This window comes from Rhizobium yanglingense, assembly GCF_977109285.1.
This window is the reverse complement of record NZ_CDSAWY010000005.1, coordinates 82501-100678: the sequence shown is the minus strand read 5'-3', so window position 1 is coordinate 100678 and position 18178 is coordinate 82501. Positions and strand designations below refer to the sequence as shown.

Below are 18178 nucleotides of genomic sequence, written 5' to 3'. Positions count from 1 at the left end.
GATGGGGAGCGGCAAGCTCCCGCGTCAGCTACAAAATCTCCAGCACCGGGCTTTCCAGCACCTTTCCCGTCAAGACATCCGCAATCCCTCGGTCCGTCTGATGCGGGCCGGTGTTGCAGGCGAGTGTCGCGCCGAAGCAGGCCTTGAAGACAAGGTAGGGCGGTTGCCAGTCGACGATCTTTTCCATTGCCTTGCGAATATTGCGGAAGGCGGAGGCGGTGTCCTTAAGCGAAATTTCGGTGACGAGGCCGGAAAGCGGCAGGGGCAGCAGCGCTTCGATCTGTCCATCCCTGGCAACGGCCATGCCGCCGCCGGCCGCGATGACGGCGTTCGCAGCGAGCGCCATGTCGCGTGCATTGCCGCCGAAGACGGTGAGGTTATGGCTGTCATGCGATACCGTGGTGCAGAAAGCGCCGCGCCATTTTCCCCAGCCCTTCAGGAAGCCGGTGCGCGGACGGCCATCCGCCCTGCCGTGACGATGGGCGACGGCAATCATGGCGCAGTCCGGCGGCGGAACGACGAAACCGTCCTTAACCTCGGCATCGGCTTTGCCCCATTGCGTAAAGCGCGGCCGGTCGATCGTGGCGATGCGGACGCGATTGCCCTTCGATGGCACTTTGAAATCGTCTTCGGTTAGCGGCGAAAGCTTAACGGAATTGGTAAGCGGCGCGGCGTCGAGCGAATGGAGCGGCGACGTAAGCTTGCCGTTCTGCGCCGTCACGCGGCCATTGGCAATGACCGTGCGGGCTTTGAAGTCCTGCAGGTCTTCGAAGAGGACGATATCTGCGCGTCGTCCAGCGGCAATCAGGCCGAGGTCGTTGCGTTTCAGGCGTTCGGCGGCGTTGAACGTCGCAGCGCGGAGTGCCCATTCCGGCTTCATGCCGTAGCGGACCAGACGGCGGATGACGTCGTCGAGGGCACCATCCCTTTCGAGTTCATCCGGAAAGACGTCGTCGGTGCAAAGCGTCACAGTTGGCGGCATATGGCCGATGCCGTTCAGCGTCTGGACGAATTCCTCAAGGAGGTGATCATGCGAGCCGCGGAGCTCGATCGTCATTCCGGCGGTAAGCTTCGAGAGAAGGTCGGCGCCGGAGGTCAGCTCGTGATCGGAGGTGATGCCGGCTGCCATGAAGGCGTTGAGATCGGCGCCTTCCAGCCCGCGAGCGTGGCCGCAGACGAGCTTGCCCGAGGCGAGCCCCGCTTGAACGATGGCGCTCATGCGCGGATCACCGTCGATGACGCCGCGCATGTTCATGATTTCGGCAACGCCGCCGAGTGCCGGCAAGCGCAGCATTCCGGCAATGACCGAAGCGTCAAAGTCGGCGCCTGCCATTTCCAGGCCGGGTGCCGAAGGAACGCAAGACGGGGCGAGCAGGATCATGTGCAAAGGTAGAGCGTGGGAAGCCTCGATCGCCCAGCGCACACCGTCAAGGCCGTGCACATTGGCGAATTCGTGCGGATCCCACAGGATCGTCGTCACGCCGCGCGGCAGGACGGCCGTGGTATATTCGGCAGGCGTCACCATCGAGCTTTCGATATGCATGTGCGTATCGATCAGGCCGGGCGTGACGAACGTGCCGCCGGCATCGATGCGTTCGGTCGCGTCGGTGCGGGTGCCCGGCGCATGCACGCTGGCGATCAGTGCGCCGACGAGGCCGATATCCGCATCGCGGAAGCGGCCGGTGACCACGTCGAGCAGTTTGCCGCTGGTGATCAGCGCGTCGAATGGGGCAGCACCTCTTGCGGCGGCAACGGCGCGGGCGCGCAGCGACGGATCATTGATGTCTGCGGGTTCCCGCCCGAGCTCTGCGTTCATTTGCGGGCCTCGTTGACCAGGGCTGCGAGGATGATGGTGCGCGCCGCCTCGGCGTCGATATCGGCGGCGAACTGGGCGTTAAACGTGGCATGCGTGTTGCGCGTCTCGACCACCGTGCGGCCGCGGGTCAACCGGCCCCCCAGCTCGACATCGATGCGGGCAGGATGGAACTTCACAGCGTCCGGCGCCACGAAGGCCACGGCGGCGCACGGATCGTAGATCGCCATGGCGGGGCGGCCGCGGCTGGTGCCGATGCGGATGTAACCGGCGAACATGTCAGCCAGCAGTTCGGCCCTCGTGCCGCCCGCGCTGCGCACGGGTTCCGCGTCCTCTGGTCTGGCGAGCACCTTGCGGCAGAGGTCGAGATCGACCATACGCAGCGGCATGCCGTGGGCGATGACGATCGCCAGCGCTTCGGGATCGGCAAAGGCGTTGAATTCCGCCGAGGCAGTATGATTACCGGCAGTGACGCTGCCGCCCATCCAGGTGAGTTCGGTGATGCGGGCGGCAAGATCCGGACGCGCGAGCGCCACGGCCGCGATATTCGTCAGCGGGCCAAGCGCCAAGATACGGCGCGGACCGTCAGTCTCAAGCCAGCGGCAAAGAGCAGCGAAGGCGTCGCTCATTGCAAGCGCCGCCGCTGCTGGCAGGCCTCTTCCGATCGTCGGGATGCCGGTATCGCCGAGGATCGCCTGGGCGCTCTCGAACTTGCCAAGGACTGGTTGGGCGCGGCCGGTATGGATGGGGAATGTCCAGCCGAAGGTTTGCATGGCACCAGCGCCGTTTGCCTGCACCTGGGTCAGCGGCGTGTTGCCGAAGACGAGCGAGACGCCGTCAATCTCGAGCTCGGATTGATCAACCATCAGAATGGCGGCGATGTCGTCAAAGCCCATATCGGTATCGATCCAAACGCCCATGATGTCACCCGAACCGCGTGAGAGTTGCAGCCGCCGCAAGCGGTAGGTCGAAGGAAAGTGCCGCGCCGATTTCGTGCGGCGGCAGGCCTGCATCCACCTCGGCCTTGATCGGTCCGAGCGGCGTATCAAGCAGATATTCGCGCGTGTTGCCGGCAAAGGAGGTGCCGCGCACGGCGCCCTGGAAAGGACCGGAACCAAGCGCGACCGTGCTTGGCCGCCAGGCAAGCCCTGCCGCCTGCGGAGCGGGAACGGAAAGTTCAATGGCGCCGTTCGGCGTGACGAGCCTGCCGTTTTGCAGCTTGAAGACATTGTCGAAGCCGACGAAATCGGCAACGAAGGCGGAGACCGGCTTGTTGTAGATTTCCTCCGGCGTGCCGATCTGCTCTATGCCGCCGTTCAGCATGACCACGATACGGTCGGCAAGGGCCAGGGCCTCCGCCTGGTCGTGGGTGACGAAGATCATAGTAACGCCGGTTTCCTTCTGCACGCGCTGCAGTTCTGCCCGCATTTCGAGGCGCAGGCGCGCGTCGAGGTTGGAGAGCGGCTCGTCAAGCAGCAGCACCTTCGGCTCCATGACCATGGAACGGGCAAGCGCCACTCGCTGCTGCTGGCCGCCGGAGAGTTCTGCGGGTTTGCGTGAGGCGAAACTGGAGAGGCCGACTGACTTGATGCCGGCGTTGACGCGGTTATCGAGGGTCTGTCCGTTGATACCCTTGAGGCGAAGGCCGAAGGCGACATTCTCATAGACCGTCAGGTGCGGGAAGAGCGCGTAGGACTGGAAGACGAGGCCGACGGCGCGTTTGTTGGCCGAAACGCGCGTGATGTCGGCGCCATCGAGATTGATGCGGCCGGAGGCGGGCGCGAGCAGACCGGCAATGGAGCGCATCGTCGTCGTCTTGCCGCAGCCTGAAGGGCCGAGCAGGGCGACGAGTTCGCCCTTGGCGATCGACAGGTCGAGATCCTTCACGGCGACCGTATCGCCGTAGGCCAGCGTCAGCTTATCGAGTTGAAGATAGGTATCAGACATAACGAGACAGTCCCAGGAAACGTTCGGCGAGGAAGACGATGCCGATGGAAAGGAAGGCGAGCAGCGAGGAGAGCGCGGCGATCGAGGGGTCGTAGGTGGTTTCCATGTAGCCCAGCATATCGATTGGCAGCGTGCGGACGCCGGGGCCGGACAAAAAAAGCGAGACCGGCACCTGGTTGAAGCTGGTGACGAAGCCGAGGATAAAGGCGGCAAGAATGCCGCCGCGGATATTCGGCATCACGACACGGAAGAAGGCGCCGAGGCGCGAAGAGCCGAGCAGCACGGCGGCTTCCTCGATGTCTGAGCGCAAGTTATTGAGGCTTGCGGAGACGACGCGCACGGCATAGGGCAGGACGAGCGCCGTGTGGGCGAAGAAGAGCGCCAGCGTGATGTTGAAGCCGAAGGGCACGACGAGGTAACGCAACAATGCGAGGCCGACGATGATGCCCGGGACGATGATCGGCAGCGAGACGACGGTTCGGACCGTTTCACCGAAGGGCAGCCAATAGCGCGACAGAGCGTAGGCGGCCGGAATGCCGAGCACGAGGGCGGCGAGCGTTCCGAAGACTGCAAGGAACATCGACATCGAAAAGCTGTCGCGGAAGCTCTCGATGGTGAAGACCTTGATCACCCAGCGAAGCGAGAGGCCTTGCGGCGGAAAGGCGAGCGTATCGCCGGCCGAAAGCGATGCGGCGATGATGATCAGAAATGGCCCGATCAGGAACGCCAGCACGAGGAAAAGCACGATCGGTGAGAACAGACGGACGGTCATCGCTTGTTCCTTGCAGTTGCCAGGCGCTTCAGCAGGATGTTCGCGGCGAAGCTCATAACGATCAGCATGAAGGCGATGACGCTTGCGGAAACGAAGTTATTGGCGACGGAGACCTGCTGGTAGAGCAGTGTTTCGAGCATCAGCACCTTGGAACCGCCGAGCACGGCGGGCGTGATATAGGCCGTCAGCGAGCCGGTAAAGACGAGCGTGCCGCCGACGACCAGGCCTTCGCGGGTGAGCGGCAGGATGACCTTCCAGAAAACCTGGAACCAGTTGGCGCCGAGGACGCGCGCCGCCGGGATCGCATCCTTCGGCATATTTTCGAGCGCGCTGATCAGCGAAAGGATCATCAGGGGCAAGAAGAGCTGCAGCAGGCCGATGAACACGGCCGTTTCAGTAAAGAGCAGGCGTAGTGGTCCGTCGCTAAGGCCCATGCCGGTCACCGCCTGGTTGACGATACCGGTGCGGCCGAGGATGACGATCCAGGCATAGGTACGGGCAACGGGCGAGATCATCAGCGGCAGGGTAACGAGGCCGATCATCCGGCCCTTGCCCTTGGGCGGCAGGTTGACGATGGCGAAAGCTGCGGCATAGCCGATGATCGCCGAAACAGCCGTCACCTCAAGACCAAGCTTGAAGGTGCGGATGAAGACGGTGCGGTTCAGCGTCCCGGAGAAGAAGTCGCCATAGGCGGAAAGCGTCCAGGCGCCTCCCAGGCGAAAGCCTTCCGAAAGCAGGATGGCAACGGGCAGCAGAAAAACCACGGCGGCAAAGACCGCTGCGGGCAGGGCGAGCGCCAGGGCTTCTGCTCGGTTCTGAAACATGATGCGCCTTTCGGAACGGCGGCGGAATGGGCGGTCCCGGCAAGCCGGAACCGGGTGTCATGGGCGCTTTACTGGCCGACCTTGTCGTTCCATTCCCTGAGCCATGCGTCGCGATTGTCGAGCGCTGCTGCGGACGGAATGAGCTTGAGGCTCTTGGCTGTGTCCTCGCCGTAAGTGAGGTTGTTGGCGGCGGCCTCGGAAACCTTCACGTCCTTGTTTGCGGGGCTATCGATCAGCTTTTCGGCGAGTTTCGTCTGGATGTCGGTCGAGAGCCAGAAATCCATGAACTGCAGCGCCAGATCCTGATTCTTCGAGCCTTTGGTGACGACCATGACATTCATACCGCCGGTCTGGCCTTCCTTCGGTGTCGCCCAGGCGACCGGAAGGTCGAGCTTGGTGAAGCCCGCCCAGGAGAAACGACCGATCGGGGCGGCCCAGATTTCCTCCTGCTGCATGAGCTGTATCAGCTGCGAGGACTTCTCGTAGAAGGTGACGATGTCATCCTTCCTTTCGCCGACGGCTTCGATCGGACCCTTGAGGTCGGGCGTATCCTTGCCGAGCGCGAGGCCGAGCATATAGAGCGCCGGCGGCCCCTGGTTGGTGGTTACGTTCGGAAAGGCGACGTGGCCGACATATTCCGGCTTCAGGAGGTCGGCCCAGGACTCGATCTTCATCTTGTCCGAACGGTAGGCGATAGACGTGGCATAGAACGTGTAGCCAACGCTCATCCCGTCGCCGTTAGGGTCCTTGGCGAGATCGTAGAGCTTGCCGAAATTGGTAAGCTTGGACGGATCGATCTTTTCCACCAGGCCCTTGCGGGAGGCCGACAGCGCATCCGCCATCGAGACGACAGCCATGTCGACAACCGGGTTTGCCTTGTTCGCCTCCATCTTGGCGAGGCGTTCGACGCTGTTGCCCGTCTCGACGACGAGCTTGCAGCCACATTGCTTTTCGAAGGGATCATAGACCAGCGTCTTGAAGTCGTCCTGCGCAAAGGCATAGACGGAAACAGTCAGAGTGCGATCCTGCGCCACGGCGCCGAGCGGGATAAGCGCGAGCAGCACTGCCGATGCGATGAGGGATGTCTTCATGTCATGAGTTCTCCATCTGCAGGTTTTCTTGAACCGGCTTCGCCGGCCCGGATGATTGGCGGATGATCAGTTGCATGGGCACGCGGTCATTCTCCGCGGTCACGAGTGCGCCCTCCCGGGTGCGGCCTGTGTTTATGCTGTTAAGCAAGGCCGATACGGCGATCTCGGCAATGGCGTCCATGTCCATCTTCACCGTGGTAAGCGCGGGTGTCACGACCGCAGACCAGATGAGGTCGTCAAAACCGGTGACGCTGGCCTCGGCAGGCACATCGATGCCGTCGCGCTGCAGCTCCGTCAGCACCCGCAGCGCCTGAAGGTCGGACAGGGCGGCAAAGGCGCTGAAGCCCTCCTCGACCTTTCTTGCAAGACCGAGCGGGCAGCCGCTCCCGGCCTGATGTTCAAGCTTTTCGATCCAGAGCGTTTCGGCGCTCATGCCCGGGCAAAGGCCGGAACGGATGCCGCCCGCCCGATCGTTCTGCACGTTCGATTCCGGATTGTTGCCGATGATGAGGATTCGCTTGTGGCCGAGATCAGCGAGGTGAGCGGCAATCAGTTCGCCACCCTGCCAGTGGTCAGCTGCAACCGTGTTGCCGGGGGTTGATGCGGTGTCGATGACCGCAACTGGGCAGCTTGCCGCGGATATGCGCGTTGCGCGGCGGGGCACGATCACCATACCGTCGACGCCGCGTTCGACCAGCCGGTTGATTGCTTCGGTCTGCGCCGAGACATTGCCGCGCGAGTCGGCGATCAGTACGCCGTAACCGGCAGAGGCGGCGGCGAATTCGATCGCCTGCGCAATCTTGGGAAAGAGGGGATTTGCGATGTCGGGAAGAACGAGGCCGAGCACGCCGCTTCGGCCGGTGCGAAGCGCCCGACCGGCCTGGCTTGGAACATATCCGAGCTCCGCGGCATGTTCCCTGATCTTTCCGACGAGCTGCTCCGAGACGCGCCCCTTGCCCGAAAGCGCGTTCGACACCGTTGCGACCGACACGCCAAGCGACGTCGCAATCCTGCTGAGGTTCGGTCCCGGGCGCAACTGAGCCATGGTTTCATAATGCTTTGATTAATCGTTTAATCACGCGTACATGAAGCGCACCGGCTTGTCGAATCCATTTTGTGGGATGGGGCGCGTTGCACACGGGATTTTTCGAGAAGCAATAAAAAAAGCCCCGTTGCCGGGGCTTTTGTCATTCATAGAAATGGCTTTATCAGCTCTTTGTGGGTCCCTTTGCCACGGTGGCGGAGACAGAGTTGACCTTGCCGCCCGGGGCATAGCCGCCGCCGATGGCGACGTTGAGGGAGACGTAGTCCCTGGCCATCTGCTGCACGGACGCCGCCAGGCTTGCCTGGGCCAGCGACACCTGGCGCTGGGCGTCGAGCACGTCGAGCAGCGAGGAGGCGCCGTCCTTGTAGCTTGCCGTCGACAGTTCCAGCGATTCCTGCGTCGTCTTGACCTGGGCGCGCAGCGCTTCCACCGTCTGGGCGTCGCGGCGCACCGCCGACAGCGCGTTCTCCACCTCCTCGACGGCGTTGAGCACCGCTGCCTTCCAGGCGAGATAGGCGGTCTTGGCGTCCGACTTGGCAATGTCGACATTGGCGCGCAGGCGGCCGCCGTCGAAGATCGGCAGGTTGAGCGTCGGGCCGAAGGACCAGGTGGTCAGGCCGCCGCCGCTGCCACCGGCCGGGTTGACCCAGGTCGGCGAGATCGAGCCGGACAGCGCGATCGACGGATAAAGCTGCGATTGGGCGACGCCGATATTGGCGGTCGCCGCTGCCAGATTGCGCTCGGCCACGCGGATGTCGGGACGGTTGCGGATCAGGTCGGCCGGGACGCCGGAGATGATGCCGGCACGGTAGACCGGCTGGGCGGCCCCCTTCTGCAGTTCGGCCATCAGCGAGGAGGCCGGCAGGCCGAGCAGCGTGGCGATGTGATGCGCCGAGACGCGGAAGTTGGTTTCCAGACCGGGGATTTCGGCCTGCGTCGACTGCACCAGGCCCTCAGCCTGGACGACGTCGAGCCTGGAGGCGGCCCCGGCTTCCAGCTGGAACTTGGTGAGGTCGTAGGTCTCCCGGCGCGATTGCAGGTTGGCCTTCGACAGCGCAATGCGCTCCTGGTAGAAGCGGGCGTCGATATAGGTCGAGACGAGATCCTGCAGGAAGGCAAGCCGGGCTACGTCGGCGCTGGCATAGGCCGAATCGAGCGAGGCAAGCGCGCTTTCCTTGGAGCGGCGGTACTGGCCGAAGAGATCGAGCAGCCAGGAGACATTGGCCTCGCCGCCGGAGGTGTTGAGAGCACCCACCCGGGTGCGCTCCGAGCCCATCTGGCCCGAGACCGTGTGCGAGGCGCCGACCACCAGGCTCGGCAGCGAACCGGCCCCGGCGACCGTCACATTCGAGGACGCCGAATTGATGCGCTCCATCGCCTGCAGCACGTCGAGGTTCTGGTCGATGCCGCGCGCCACCAGGCTGTCGAGCTGCTTGTCGCGATAGGCCGACCACCAGGCCACCGTCGCAACATCACCGATATTCTTGGTGCTGCCCTCACCGAATTTCGCCGGCAGCGGCATCTCCGGAGGCGTGTGGTCCGGTCCGCTCACGCAGCCCGCCAGCAACAGCAATAGTGCCGGTGTAGCAATACGAAGAGATATCATTCATTTCTTCCTGTAACTCGACCAAGTCTAAATTCTTGCCAAAAGCATCATGCTTTGCCGTCGGCCGCGCTTCGTCCCAACGAGATACACCAATGCCGAAGCAGTCCGCGGGCAATGTATCAATGAGTCATTCATTCTGGCAGTGTATTTTTATCACACTCACGCCACAATTTTCTTGCGGCGGGAGAATACGCGTCGGATGACGACGAAGAAGGACGGCACGAAGAAAATCCCGAGCGCAGTCGCCGCGAGCATGCCGCCGAGGACACCGATGCCGATTGCGTTCTGGGCTGCGGAGCCTGCGCCCGTGGCGACGGCAAGAGGCACGACGCCCAAAATGAAGGCAAGCGATGTCATGATGATCGGGCGCAAACGCAGCCTTGCCGCTTCCAGAGTCGCCTTCGAAGAGCCCCATTCCGGTCTCCATCCGGTCCTTGGCGAATTCGACGATCAGAATCGCGTTCTTCGCTGCGAGACCGATCGTCGTCAGAAGACCGACCTTGAAGTAGACGTCGTTCGCCTGCCCGAAGAGGGTCGCGGCCATAAGCGCGCCGAGCACGCCGACCGGCACCGCCATGATCACCGAGAACGGGATCGACCAGCTTTCGTAGAGTGCTGCGAGGCAAAGGAAGACGACGAGCACCGAAATTGCGTAAAGCATCGGTGCCTGCGAACCCGACAGCCGCTCCTGATAGGAAATGCCCTGCCAGGCGACGCTATAGCCGCCGCCGAGCTGTGCAGTCAGGGCCTCCATCTCGTTCATGGCGTCGCCGGAGCTGACGCCCGGCGCCGAAGCGCCGTCGAGCGGGATCGCGCTGACCGCGTTGAAGCGGGCAAGCGTCGGGGCACCCTTGACCCATTCCGTCGTGGTGAAGGCGGAGAAGGGAACCATTTCGCCGGAAGAGTTGCGGGCATACCAGTGGTCGAGATCAGTCGGCTGCATTCGGAAGGGCGCATCGCCCTGCACGTAGACCGGCTTGATCTCGCCGTTCAGCGTGAAGTCATTGACGTCGCGGCCGGTGAAGATGACAGAGAGCATCGCATTGACCGCAGATATATCGACGCCCATGGCGCCGATCTTCTCCTGGTCGATGACGATCCGCATCTGTGGCTCGACCTCCTTGTTGTTATTGCGAAGGGCGACCACCTTGCCGCTGGCATTGGCCATCTGGATCAGCCGCTTGGAGGCGGTGTCGAGCGCAGCTGTGCCGTGTCCGCCCGTATCGACGAGGTACATCGAGAAGCCGCTGGACACGCCGAGACCCTGGATCGCCGGCGGCAGCAATGCGAAGACCTGCGCTTCACGGAAGGTGAAGAAAGTCTTGAGCGCCCGCGTCACGATCGCCTGCGCGTGCTGATTGGCATCGGTACGAAGCGAAAAGTCCTTGAGCTTGGTGAAGACGATCGCGCTGTTTTGGCCGGAGCCGTTGAAGCTGAAGCCAAGGGCGCCGAAGACCGAATTGACGGCCTCCTTCTCGTTTTCGCGATAGTATTTTTCGACCTTCTCGACGACCGCCTGGGTCTGTTGCGTGGTCGATCCGGGCGGCGTGGTGACGATCGTCAGCAAAACGCCCTGATCTTCCTGCGGCAGGAAGGAGCTCGGCAGGCGCGTGAACAGATAGGCACAACCGGCGCCGACGAGCAGGAACACCAGCATGACTCGGATCGGACGCTTCAACAGGTAGCCGATGGTGCGGACGTAGCCATTGGTCGAGCGCGTGAAGTTGCGGTTGAACCAGTCGCCGACGCGGTGCTTCCTGTGTTCGCCGACCGGCTTCAGCATGCTCGCGCACAGTGCCGGCGTCAGCACGATGGCGACGAGGGCCGAAAGCAGCATGGCCGAAACGATGGTGATCGAGAACTGACGGTAGATGATGCCGGTCGAACCGCCGAAAAAGGCCATCGGAATGAAGACGGCGGTCAGAACCAGCGCGATGCCGACGATGGCGCCGGTAATTTCACCCATCGACTTCTCGGTCGCCTCAAGCGGCGACAGCTTTTCTTCCGACATGATGCGCTCGACGTTCTCGACAACGACGATCGCGTCGTCGACGAGGAGGCCGATTGCGAGAACCATGGCGAACATGGTCAGCGTGTTGATCGAATATCCCGTTGCCGCGAGAATGCCGAAGGTTCCAAGCAGGACCACCGGCACGGCGATGGTCGGGATCAGCGTCGCACGCAGGTTCTGCAGGAAGACAAGAAGAACCACGAAGACGAGAACGATCGCTTCGATGAGGGTATGGACGACCTTCTCGATCGACAGTTCGACGAAGGGCGTCGTGTCGTAAGGATAGGTGATCTCCACGCCTTCCGGCAGGCCGCGTCCGATCGTGTCGAGCGCCGAGCGAACGCGCTCCGCGGTATCGATGGCGTTGGCGCCGATCGCGAGGTTGACGGCAAAGCCGCTCGAGGGCTGGCCATTGTAGCGCGAAGAGCCGCCGTAGCTTTCCTGGCCGATTTCGATGCGCGAGACGTCGCTGAGGCGGACCGTCGAGCCGTCCTTTTCCACTTTCAGAATGATGCGCTCGAAGTCCGCGACTGTCGTCAGCTGGCTCTGCGCGGTGATCGTGACGTTCAGCTGCTGGCCTTCGACGAGCGGCTGTGCGCCGAGCGAGCCAACGGAGACCTGGGTGTTCTGGGCCTCGATAGCCGAGGTGACGTCGCTTGGCGTCAGCTGATACTTCTGCAGCTTGAAGGGATCGAGCCAGACGCGCATGGCGTAACCCGAACCGAAGATATTGATGCTGCCCACGCCTTCGAGACGCTGGATCTGATCTTCGATCTGATTAGACAGGATGTTGCCGAGGTCGACGGAATTCCGCTTGCCGTCGGTCGAAACCAGCGAGCCGACCAAAAGGATACTGGAGGTCGATCGCGTGACGCTGATGCCGGCATCGATGACGTCATCGGGAAGCTGCGATTGAACAAGCTGCAGCTTGTTCTGGACCTGCACCTGGGCGATGTCCGGGTCGACGCTTGTTCCAAACGTCAGCGAGATGCTCGCCGAACCGGTCGACGAGGTCGACGTCATGTAGGTGAGGTCATCAAGGCCGGTCATGCCGTCTTCGATGATCGTCGTCACCGATTTCTCGACGGTTTCAGCGCTCGCGCCGCGATAGGTGGCGTTGATACGCACCGTGGTGGGTGCGATGTCCGGATACTGCGAGATCGACAGCGTGAAGATGCCGAGCAAGCCTGCGAGCATAATGGAAATCGCAATGACCCAGGCAAAAATCGGGCGTCGGATGAAAAACTTGGCCATCAAATTATTCCTGTGCGGCTTGGATCAATGTTAGAGGCAGGCGCGTCCTACTGCGCGGCCGGCTTCTGGGCGTCACCAGCTGCTGCCTGCTCGGCAGCCACAACCACGCCGCTTTCATTGATCTTCATGGGGACGGGCGTAACCGGCATGCCGGGCGCGATCGACTGCAGACCGCTGACGATCAGCTGATCGCCATCCTTCACGCCGTCGGTCACGAGCCAGGAATTGTTGGAGGGCGAGGCGTTTTCGAAGACACGTGTCTCGACTTTGCCATCAGCGGAGATGAACTGCGCCGTCAGACGCCCGGTCGCGTCGCGGCTGGTGGCGAGTTGCGGCAGCGCATAACCGACCTCGGCGCCAAGTTCGACGGTCGCGCGCACATACATGCCCGGCAAAATGACGAGATCCGGATTCGGGAAGAGCACGCGGATGATGAAGGTGCCGGTCGTCTCGCTGACGATCTGCTTCGACATATCCAGCTTGCCCTTCTGGGCATATTCCTTGCCGTTTTCCAGGATGAGCCGGAAGGCGACATCGGCGCCTTCACCCCGAACGGTGCCAGATGCCAAGGCATCACGGAGCCTCAGAAGATTGGTGCTCGATTCAGTCAGCGAAACATAGATCGGGTCAAGCTGGCGGATCGTCGTCAGCGCCGTTGTCTGATTGGCGGCCACCACGTTGCCCACATTGTAGGCCGTCTCGTCGATGACGCCGTCGAACGGCGCGATGATCTTCGTGTGGTCGAGATCGATTTGCGCGGAGGCAAGGGTGGCCTTGGCCGATTCGACCTCGGCGTGAGCCTGGAGAAGGGTGGTCTTTGCCGTTTCGAATTCGATCTGTGTCGCTCCGCTGCCGACCAGGCGCTGGTAGCGGTCGAAATTACTCTGCGCGCTCGGCACGCTGGCTTCGGCCTTGGCGATTGCCGCCTTGGCCTGTTCGACGGTTGCAACATAAGGCGCGTCTTCGATCTGATAGAGGAGGTCGCCCTTTTTTACCTCGCTGCCTTCTCTGAAGGCGATTTCACGGATGATGCCGCTGACCTGCGGACGAATATCGGCCGTCTGATAGGCCTCGGCCCGGCCCGGAAGGATCGTCGTGACCGGGAACGTGTCCTTCTTCAGCGCCACGACACCGACTGGGGCTGCCTGCTGAGCCGCCGCTCCAGGCGCGCCTGCGCCGCCGGCCTGGTTGTTGCCGCTGTCGCTGCAGGCAGTAAGCAATCCGCCCAGCACCAAAGCTGAAGAAATGATGAAGCCACGCCGTATCATGCTGAATTCCCTTGCGGTTGGCACTTGCGGATCGGATCATCGGCTCCGGCGACGGAGCGCTGCACCCATATAAGGAGCGTGATTAGCGGGATTCAAATACCCTTCGATCCGAACTTAAGAAAAGATTTACGAAGTGACGTAATTCAATGATCGTCACTTAGCAAGCGCTATTTTGCAGTGCAGTATCTACAAAACAGACGATCTCCTCAGCCCTGTGCACAAGTGTAATCCTTATCGTCACGGGCGATCAGCACGGGGTGCAGCACCGATGCAAGAACATCGGCAACGGTATGAGCGGCGCGGCGCGGATCGGAACATTTATAATGATCTGCGCGAACCCCCTCGCGGATGATTTCTTCGAGTTTGTGCTCGATTCGCTCGCGGTAGCGATTACCCGCTTCGAGCTTTGCCTGGACTGTCGTCAGCACCATTTCGAAGATGTAGGGATTTTCCTGAATGTCCTTGAGGTGGCTATCGAGAAGCCGAAGCACGAAACGCAGCAGTTGCTCTTTCGGCGGAAGGTTTCGGTCGAAAGAGCCAAAGCGTTCGGTGGCGTTGCCGAGATGCCGTTCGGCAATGGCATCGACGAGCGCCACTTTCGAATGAAAATGCTTGAAGACATTGGCCGGCGACATGCCGAGGGAGGAGGCGATGTCGGCGATCGATACGGCGACGAAACCGCGCTGGCGAAACAGCAACTCGGCCATCGACAGAATGTCTTCCCGCGTTTCCTCGGCCTTGCGCCGCGGCCTTCGTGCCATTCGTTCCCCGCCGGCCTTCCGGCCGGCACCCCTTCCTTGCACATGCTAACGCCTTCCGGCGAAATCCCGCAAGCCGAGAGGCGGTTTTCGGGCGGTTCGTTCCGGATTATTAAGGGAAGTAGCGCGCAAGGTTGCTTCGAACACGGGCAGCCGGGGTTTCGCCGCTGTCATCCGGCACGAAAGACTGGGCGGTAATCGCCTCGTAGGCCTTGATGTAAACCTTCGATGTCTGCTCGACCAATTCGACCGGGATCTCGGGGATCTCGTCCTTGTAGGGATCGCAACGCTCGGCGACCCAGGCACGGACGAAGTCCTTGTCGAAGCTGGCGGGGCGCGTGCCGGCTTCGAAGGACTGCTGATAGCTATCCGCGAGCCAGTAGCGGCTGCTGTCCGGCGTGTGGATTTCGTCGGCGAGAATAATATTGCCGTCCTTGTCGGTTCCGAATTCGTATTTGGTGTCGACAAGGATGAGGCCGCGTTTCGCAGCCATTTCCTGGCCGCGCGCGAAAAGCGCAAGCGCGTATCTCGAAAGCGTTGCCCACTGTTGCGCTGTCAGCAGCCCGCGGCTGACGATCTCGTCTGGCGTCAGCGGCTCGTCATGGCCGCCGTCGAATTCCTTGCTGGTCGGCGTGATCACCGGCTCGGGCAGGCGCTGGTTGTCGCGCATGCCGTCCGGCAGGCGCATGCCGTACATTTCGCGCTCGCCCTTCTTATAAAGAGTGAGGATCGACGTGCCGGTGGTGCCGGCGAGATAGCCCCGGACGACGACCTCGACGGGCAGAATGTCGAGCCGCTTGCCGATGACCACGTTCGGGTCCGGATAGGCAATGACGTGGTTCGGGCAGATATCCTTGGTCGCTTCGAACCAGTAGCGCGCCGTCTGCGTCAGCACCTGGCCCTTATATGGGATGCAGGTCAGGATGCGGTCGAAAGCGCTGAGGCGGTCGGTGCTGATGATGATGCGGCTGCCATCCGGAAGATCGTAATTCTCGCGCACCTTGCCGCGGTAATAGTTCGGCAGTTCGGGGAAATGGGCTTCGGAAAGAATTCGCACGGGCTCGATAGTCCTTTGTCGCGGGGTTTCACCTTGCTCTAGTTCCATTGCAGGGGATGTCAAGCAAATGGCTTTCAAAGCCAGATCAGGGCGACCAGAAGAACGGTCAGAAAATAGGAAGCAAACGCCAGCGGACTGCCGGCGCGCAGGAAGTCGGAGACGCGGTAGCCGCCGATGCTCATCGCCAGCGTATTGTTGTGGTGGCCGAACGGCGTCAGGAAATCGAGCGATGCGCCCGCGGCAACGGCAATCAGGTAGGCGGCCGGGGCTTGGTGTGCCGCCTCCGCGAATTCCAGCGCAACGGGACTGAGCACAATTGCCACTGTCGCGTTGTTGACGAAAGGCGTAAGCGCCATGGCGATGAAGAGCAGGAGTGCGATGCCGGCAAGCGGCATGGATATCGGCACGAGCAGGCTCAGCCAATCGGCGACCAGCTGGGCCGTGCCTGTTGCGGCAACGGCCGAGCCGATCGGGATCATCGCGGCCAGCATGATGATGATCGGCCAGTTTATGTCCGCCATGGCCTGGCGGATGTTGAGATAGCCCATCAGCGCAAGAACGAGCACGACAGCGGCAAATGCGATCTCCGGGCGGACCTGCCCGACAGCGGCAAGCGTCACGCCAGCAGCGAAGATCAGGAAGGGCTGCCATGCATTCGACGTCGCCTCGTCTGCAGGCTGGGAGGCGAGCGGCAGGCATTCGCATTCCTCAAGCGCTTCAGCGACCGCCGCGCGCGGGCCTTCAAGCAGAAGGATATCGCCGATCGAGAGCTGCAAATCCTCGAAGCGGCCTTCGATCCGTGGTGACCGCATGGAGAGAGCGGCAACCCTGACGCTCCGGCTCTTAAAGACCTCCAACGAGCGGATTCGCGACCCGACCAGCGTGCTCTCCGGCATGACGACGGCCTCAATGCGGGTGAAATCCGCCTGCAGCCCATTCGGATGAGCTTCTGGAACGAGCGCAGCCGAGGCGGCGAGACCGGCAAAAACTGCATCGGCGCCTTCGGCAAGCAAGCTATCGCCTGCCTCGATCGTCGACTGATCGAGCGGGCCAAAGACGAACCGGCCGTTGCGGATCAATGCGTGCGGCTGGATTTCAAAGAGGCTGGAGCAATCGAGAAGGCGTACGCCGGCGAGCGGCGAACCCTCAGGAATACGCCGTTCCGTCACGATGCGCCGTCGGGCTGGCGCCGCAGCGGCAGGTTGGTCGTCTGTTTTAGGAAATAGTTGCGGAACGAGAGCGGCCATCAGCAGAATTCCGGCGATGGCGACAGGAAGGCCGACATAGGCGAAATCGAAAAAATGAAAACCGGAGCCCGTTGCCTTGGCCAATGCATCGCTGACAAGCAGATTGGCCGGCGTTCCGACCAGAGAGACGAGACCGCCGAGAAGTGCCGCAAAGGAGATCGGCATGACGAGCTGGCGCTGCGGGATATCCATGACGCTGCCGATGCGCAGCGTTGCAGGCAGCATGATCGCGAAGGCGCCGATATTGTTCATGAAGATCGAGGTGAGCCCGGTGACCGCCGAAAGACTGGCGATGACCGTGAAGCCGGACAGTCCGGCGGCTGCAAAACGTGCGGCGAGGGTGTCAAAGAGTTTTGCGCGGGCGAGCACCTGGACGATCAGTAGAATCTCGACCACGGTGATGACGACGGGACTGGCGAAACCGGCAAAGACCTGATCGGCTGGATAAAGTCGGAGCAGATACCCGGCAAGCAGGCCCCCGATTGCCACGACCTCGATGCGGATACGGTTCAGGGAGAACAGAACGAGCATGGCCGAGAGAAGGATCAGCAGGGATGCTTGCTCGAACGTCATGGGCGGGCTCGCGTTTCAACCGTCAGCGGAATGTAGCCATCCGGACAGGGCTGTATAGGGAGGGCGCGCGGAAAGATCGAACAATCCTCATATTGTGCGAGGTCAGGCAGTGGGCGCGCGCCAACGGCCTTCTGCCGTCCTTTCGAGTATCGGGTGTCGCGAAGACGCCAACGGTTCGGTCGGGCCATTCGGGCGCCTTCAGCGGCGAGCTTTTCCTTCCAGCGTTCGGATTGCAGCATCGCCGCGGCGATGACGACAGGTTCGATATCGCAGGCCGTCATCAATTGCAGGCCCGCGACGATGGAACTGCCGCTAGAAATGACATCGTCGATCAGCGCGACACGGCGGCCGCGAAGCAGCGGCAGCATGCGCGGGTCTATATAAAGACGCTTCTGCTGTTGCGGCGTCGTGATCGACGACAGGGCTACGGAAAGGTCGTTGCGGTACCAGAATTTCCGGGAGGTGCCCAAGGGCACGTAGCGCGCGTGTCCAAGCTTTTGGGCGACTGCTGCAGCAAGCGTCAACCCGAGCGTCGGCAGGCCTGCGACGATATCGATGTCAAAGCGCCTGATCGTTGCCGCCAGTTGCCCGGCAAGCGCATCGAGTACGGCGAAGCTCGCCTGGTTGACGATCAGCGAGGCGAGCGCGTGGTCGCTGTCGGCAAGCACCCGGATCGGCAGACGAAGCTGGCGGCGGTCTTGCAGTTCCGCCACATAGAACGAGGTGAAATCGCCATCTGCCGGAAAGCTGCCCGCGGGATGGAGCTCCTGCCAGAAGTCATGCGGCGCGATATCGTCGTTCTGCATCAATTCCGCCCGGTCCTTTCCATGCCCGTCCGCCGCTTCAGGTCGCGTAGTTCCGCCTCCGTCAGTGCGCGCACCGAGCCTTTCGGCAGCTCTCCAAGGTTAAGCC

General features: G+C 62.1%; 12 protein-coding genes and 3 pseudogenes (1 of these 15 cut by a window edge). All 15 read right to left on the bottom strand.

Features of this window, described 5'->3' with window-relative positions; genetic code table 11:
* Positions 1 to 28 precede the first annotated feature (28 nt).
* Positions 29 to 1816, bottom strand: a complete 1788-nt coding sequence (locus ACW4PC_RS10170) for an adenine deaminase (RefSeq protein ID WP_455873726.1) — start codon at positions 1814 to 1816, stop codon at positions 29 to 31.
* Positions 1813 to 2733: a nucleoside hydrolase gene (locus ACW4PC_RS10165; protein WP_455873725.1), complete on the bottom strand. Its 921-nt coding sequence runs from the start codon at positions 2731 to 2733 to the stop codon at positions 1813 to 1815. Before ACW4PC_RS10165 ends, ACW4PC_RS10170 begins: the two co-directional genes overlap by 4 nt.
* 4 nt (positions 2734 to 2737) lie before the next feature.
* Positions 2738 to 3760: an ABC transporter ATP-binding protein gene (locus ACW4PC_RS10160; RefSeq protein ID WP_455873724.1), complete on the bottom strand. Its 1023-nt coding sequence runs from the start codon at positions 3758 to 3760 to the stop codon at positions 2738 to 2740.
* A complete protein-coding gene (locus tag ACW4PC_RS10155) occupies positions 3753 to 4532 on the bottom strand; it encodes an ABC transporter permease (protein ID WP_455873723.1) in 780 nt (259 codons plus the stop codon). The genes ACW4PC_RS10160 and ACW4PC_RS10155 overlap by 8 nt, the downstream gene beginning before the upstream one ends.
* Positions 4529 to 5356, bottom strand: a complete 828-nt coding sequence (locus ACW4PC_RS10150) for an ABC transporter permease (RefSeq protein WP_455873722.1) — start codon at positions 5354 to 5356, stop codon at positions 4529 to 4531. Before ACW4PC_RS10150 ends, ACW4PC_RS10155 begins: the two co-directional genes overlap by 4 nt.
* Before the next feature lie 68 nt (positions 5357 to 5424).
* Positions 5425 to 6447, bottom strand: coding sequence for a polyamine ABC transporter substrate-binding protein (locus ACW4PC_RS10145; RefSeq protein ID WP_455873721.1), 1023 nt, complete (start codon positions 6445 to 6447; stop codon positions 5425 to 5427).
* Between the two features lies 1 nt (position 6448).
* Complete coding sequence (locus ACW4PC_RS10140) at positions 6449 to 7492, bottom strand: LacI family DNA-binding transcriptional regulator (protein WP_455873720.1); 1044 nt, start codon at positions 7490 to 7492, stop codon at positions 6449 to 6451.
* A 163-nt stretch (positions 7493 to 7655) separates the two neighbouring features.
* A complete protein-coding gene (locus ACW4PC_RS10135; protein WP_455873719.1) occupies positions 7656 to 9098 on the bottom strand; it encodes an efflux transporter outer membrane subunit in 1443 nt (480 codons plus the stop codon).
* A 159-nt stretch (positions 9099 to 9257) separates the two neighbouring features.
* Positions 9258 to 12363, bottom strand: a pseudogene (locus tag ACW4PC_RS10130) (efflux RND transporter permease subunit).
* A 47-nt stretch (positions 12364 to 12410) separates the two neighbouring features.
* Positions 12411 to 13631, bottom strand: a complete 1221-nt coding sequence (locus ACW4PC_RS10125) for an efflux RND transporter periplasmic adaptor subunit (protein ID WP_455873718.1) — start codon at positions 13629 to 13631, stop codon at positions 12411 to 12413.
* Positions 13632 to 13788: 157 nt separating this feature from the next.
* Positions 13789 to 14392: pseudogene (locus ACW4PC_RS10120) on the bottom strand (TetR family transcriptional regulator).
* A gap of 109 nt (positions 14393 to 14501) precedes the next feature.
* Positions 14502 to 15446 (bottom strand): phosphoribosylaminoimidazolesuccinocarboxamide synthase, encoded by a 945-nt coding sequence (locus ACW4PC_RS10115; protein ID WP_455873717.1) that lies wholly within the window; start codon positions 15444 to 15446, stop codon positions 14502 to 14504.
* Between the two features lie 74 nt (positions 15447 to 15520).
* A complete protein-coding gene (locus tag ACW4PC_RS10110; protein ID WP_455873716.1) occupies positions 15521 to 17266 on the bottom strand; it encodes an SLC13 family permease in 1746 nt (581 codons plus the stop codon).
* Between the two features lie 102 nt (positions 17267 to 17368).
* A pseudogene (locus ACW4PC_RS10105) lies at positions 17369 to 18057 on the bottom strand (phosphoribosyltransferase).
* Between the two features lie 14 nt (positions 18058 to 18071).
* Positions 18072 to 18178, bottom strand: the 3' portion of a protein-coding gene (locus tag ACW4PC_RS10100) for a pseudouridine synthase (protein ID WP_455873715.1). The gene runs 700 nt beyond the window's last position; only the last 107 of its 807 coding nucleotides appear in the window; the start codon falls outside the window, past its right edge; it ends in the stop codon at positions 18072 to 18074.

Coding starts and splice junctions, on each gene's coding strand:
- ACW4PC_RS10110 (WP_455873716.1), bottom strand. CDS start 17,266: ATGACGTTCGAGCAAGCATCCCTGCTGATCCTTCTCTCGGCCATGCTC.
- ACW4PC_RS10150 (WP_455873722.1), bottom strand. CDS start 5,356: ATGTTTCAGAACCGAGCAGAAGCCCTGGCGCTCGCCCTGCCCGCAGCG.
- ACW4PC_RS10165 (WP_455873725.1), bottom strand. CDS start 2,733: ATGGGCGTTTGGATCGATACCGATATGGGCTTTGACGACATCGCCGCC.
- ACW4PC_RS10170 (WP_455873726.1), bottom strand. CDS start 1,816: ATGAACGCAGAGCTCGGGCGGGAACCCGCAGACATCAATGATCCGTCG.
- ACW4PC_RS10145 (WP_455873721.1), bottom strand. CDS start 6,447: ATGAAGACATCCCTCATCGCATCGGCAGTGCTGCTCGCGCTTATCCCG.
- ACW4PC_RS10135 (WP_455873719.1), bottom strand. CDS start 9,098: ATGATATCTCTTCGTATTGCTACACCGGCACTATTGCTGTTGCTGGCG.
- ACW4PC_RS10160 (WP_455873724.1), bottom strand. CDS start 3,760: ATGTCTGATACCTATCTTCAACTCGATAAGCTGACGCTGGCCTACGGC.
- ACW4PC_RS10140 (WP_455873720.1), bottom strand. CDS start 7,492: ATGGCTCAGTTGCGCCCGGGACCGAACCTCAGCAGGATTGCGACGTCG.
- ACW4PC_RS10125 (WP_455873718.1), bottom strand. CDS start 13,631: ATGATACGGCGTGGCTTCATCATTTCTTCAGCTTTGGTGCTGGGCGGA.
- ACW4PC_RS10155 (WP_455873723.1), bottom strand. CDS start 4,532: ATGACCGTCCGTCTGTTCTCACCGATCGTGCTTTTCCTCGTGCTGGCG.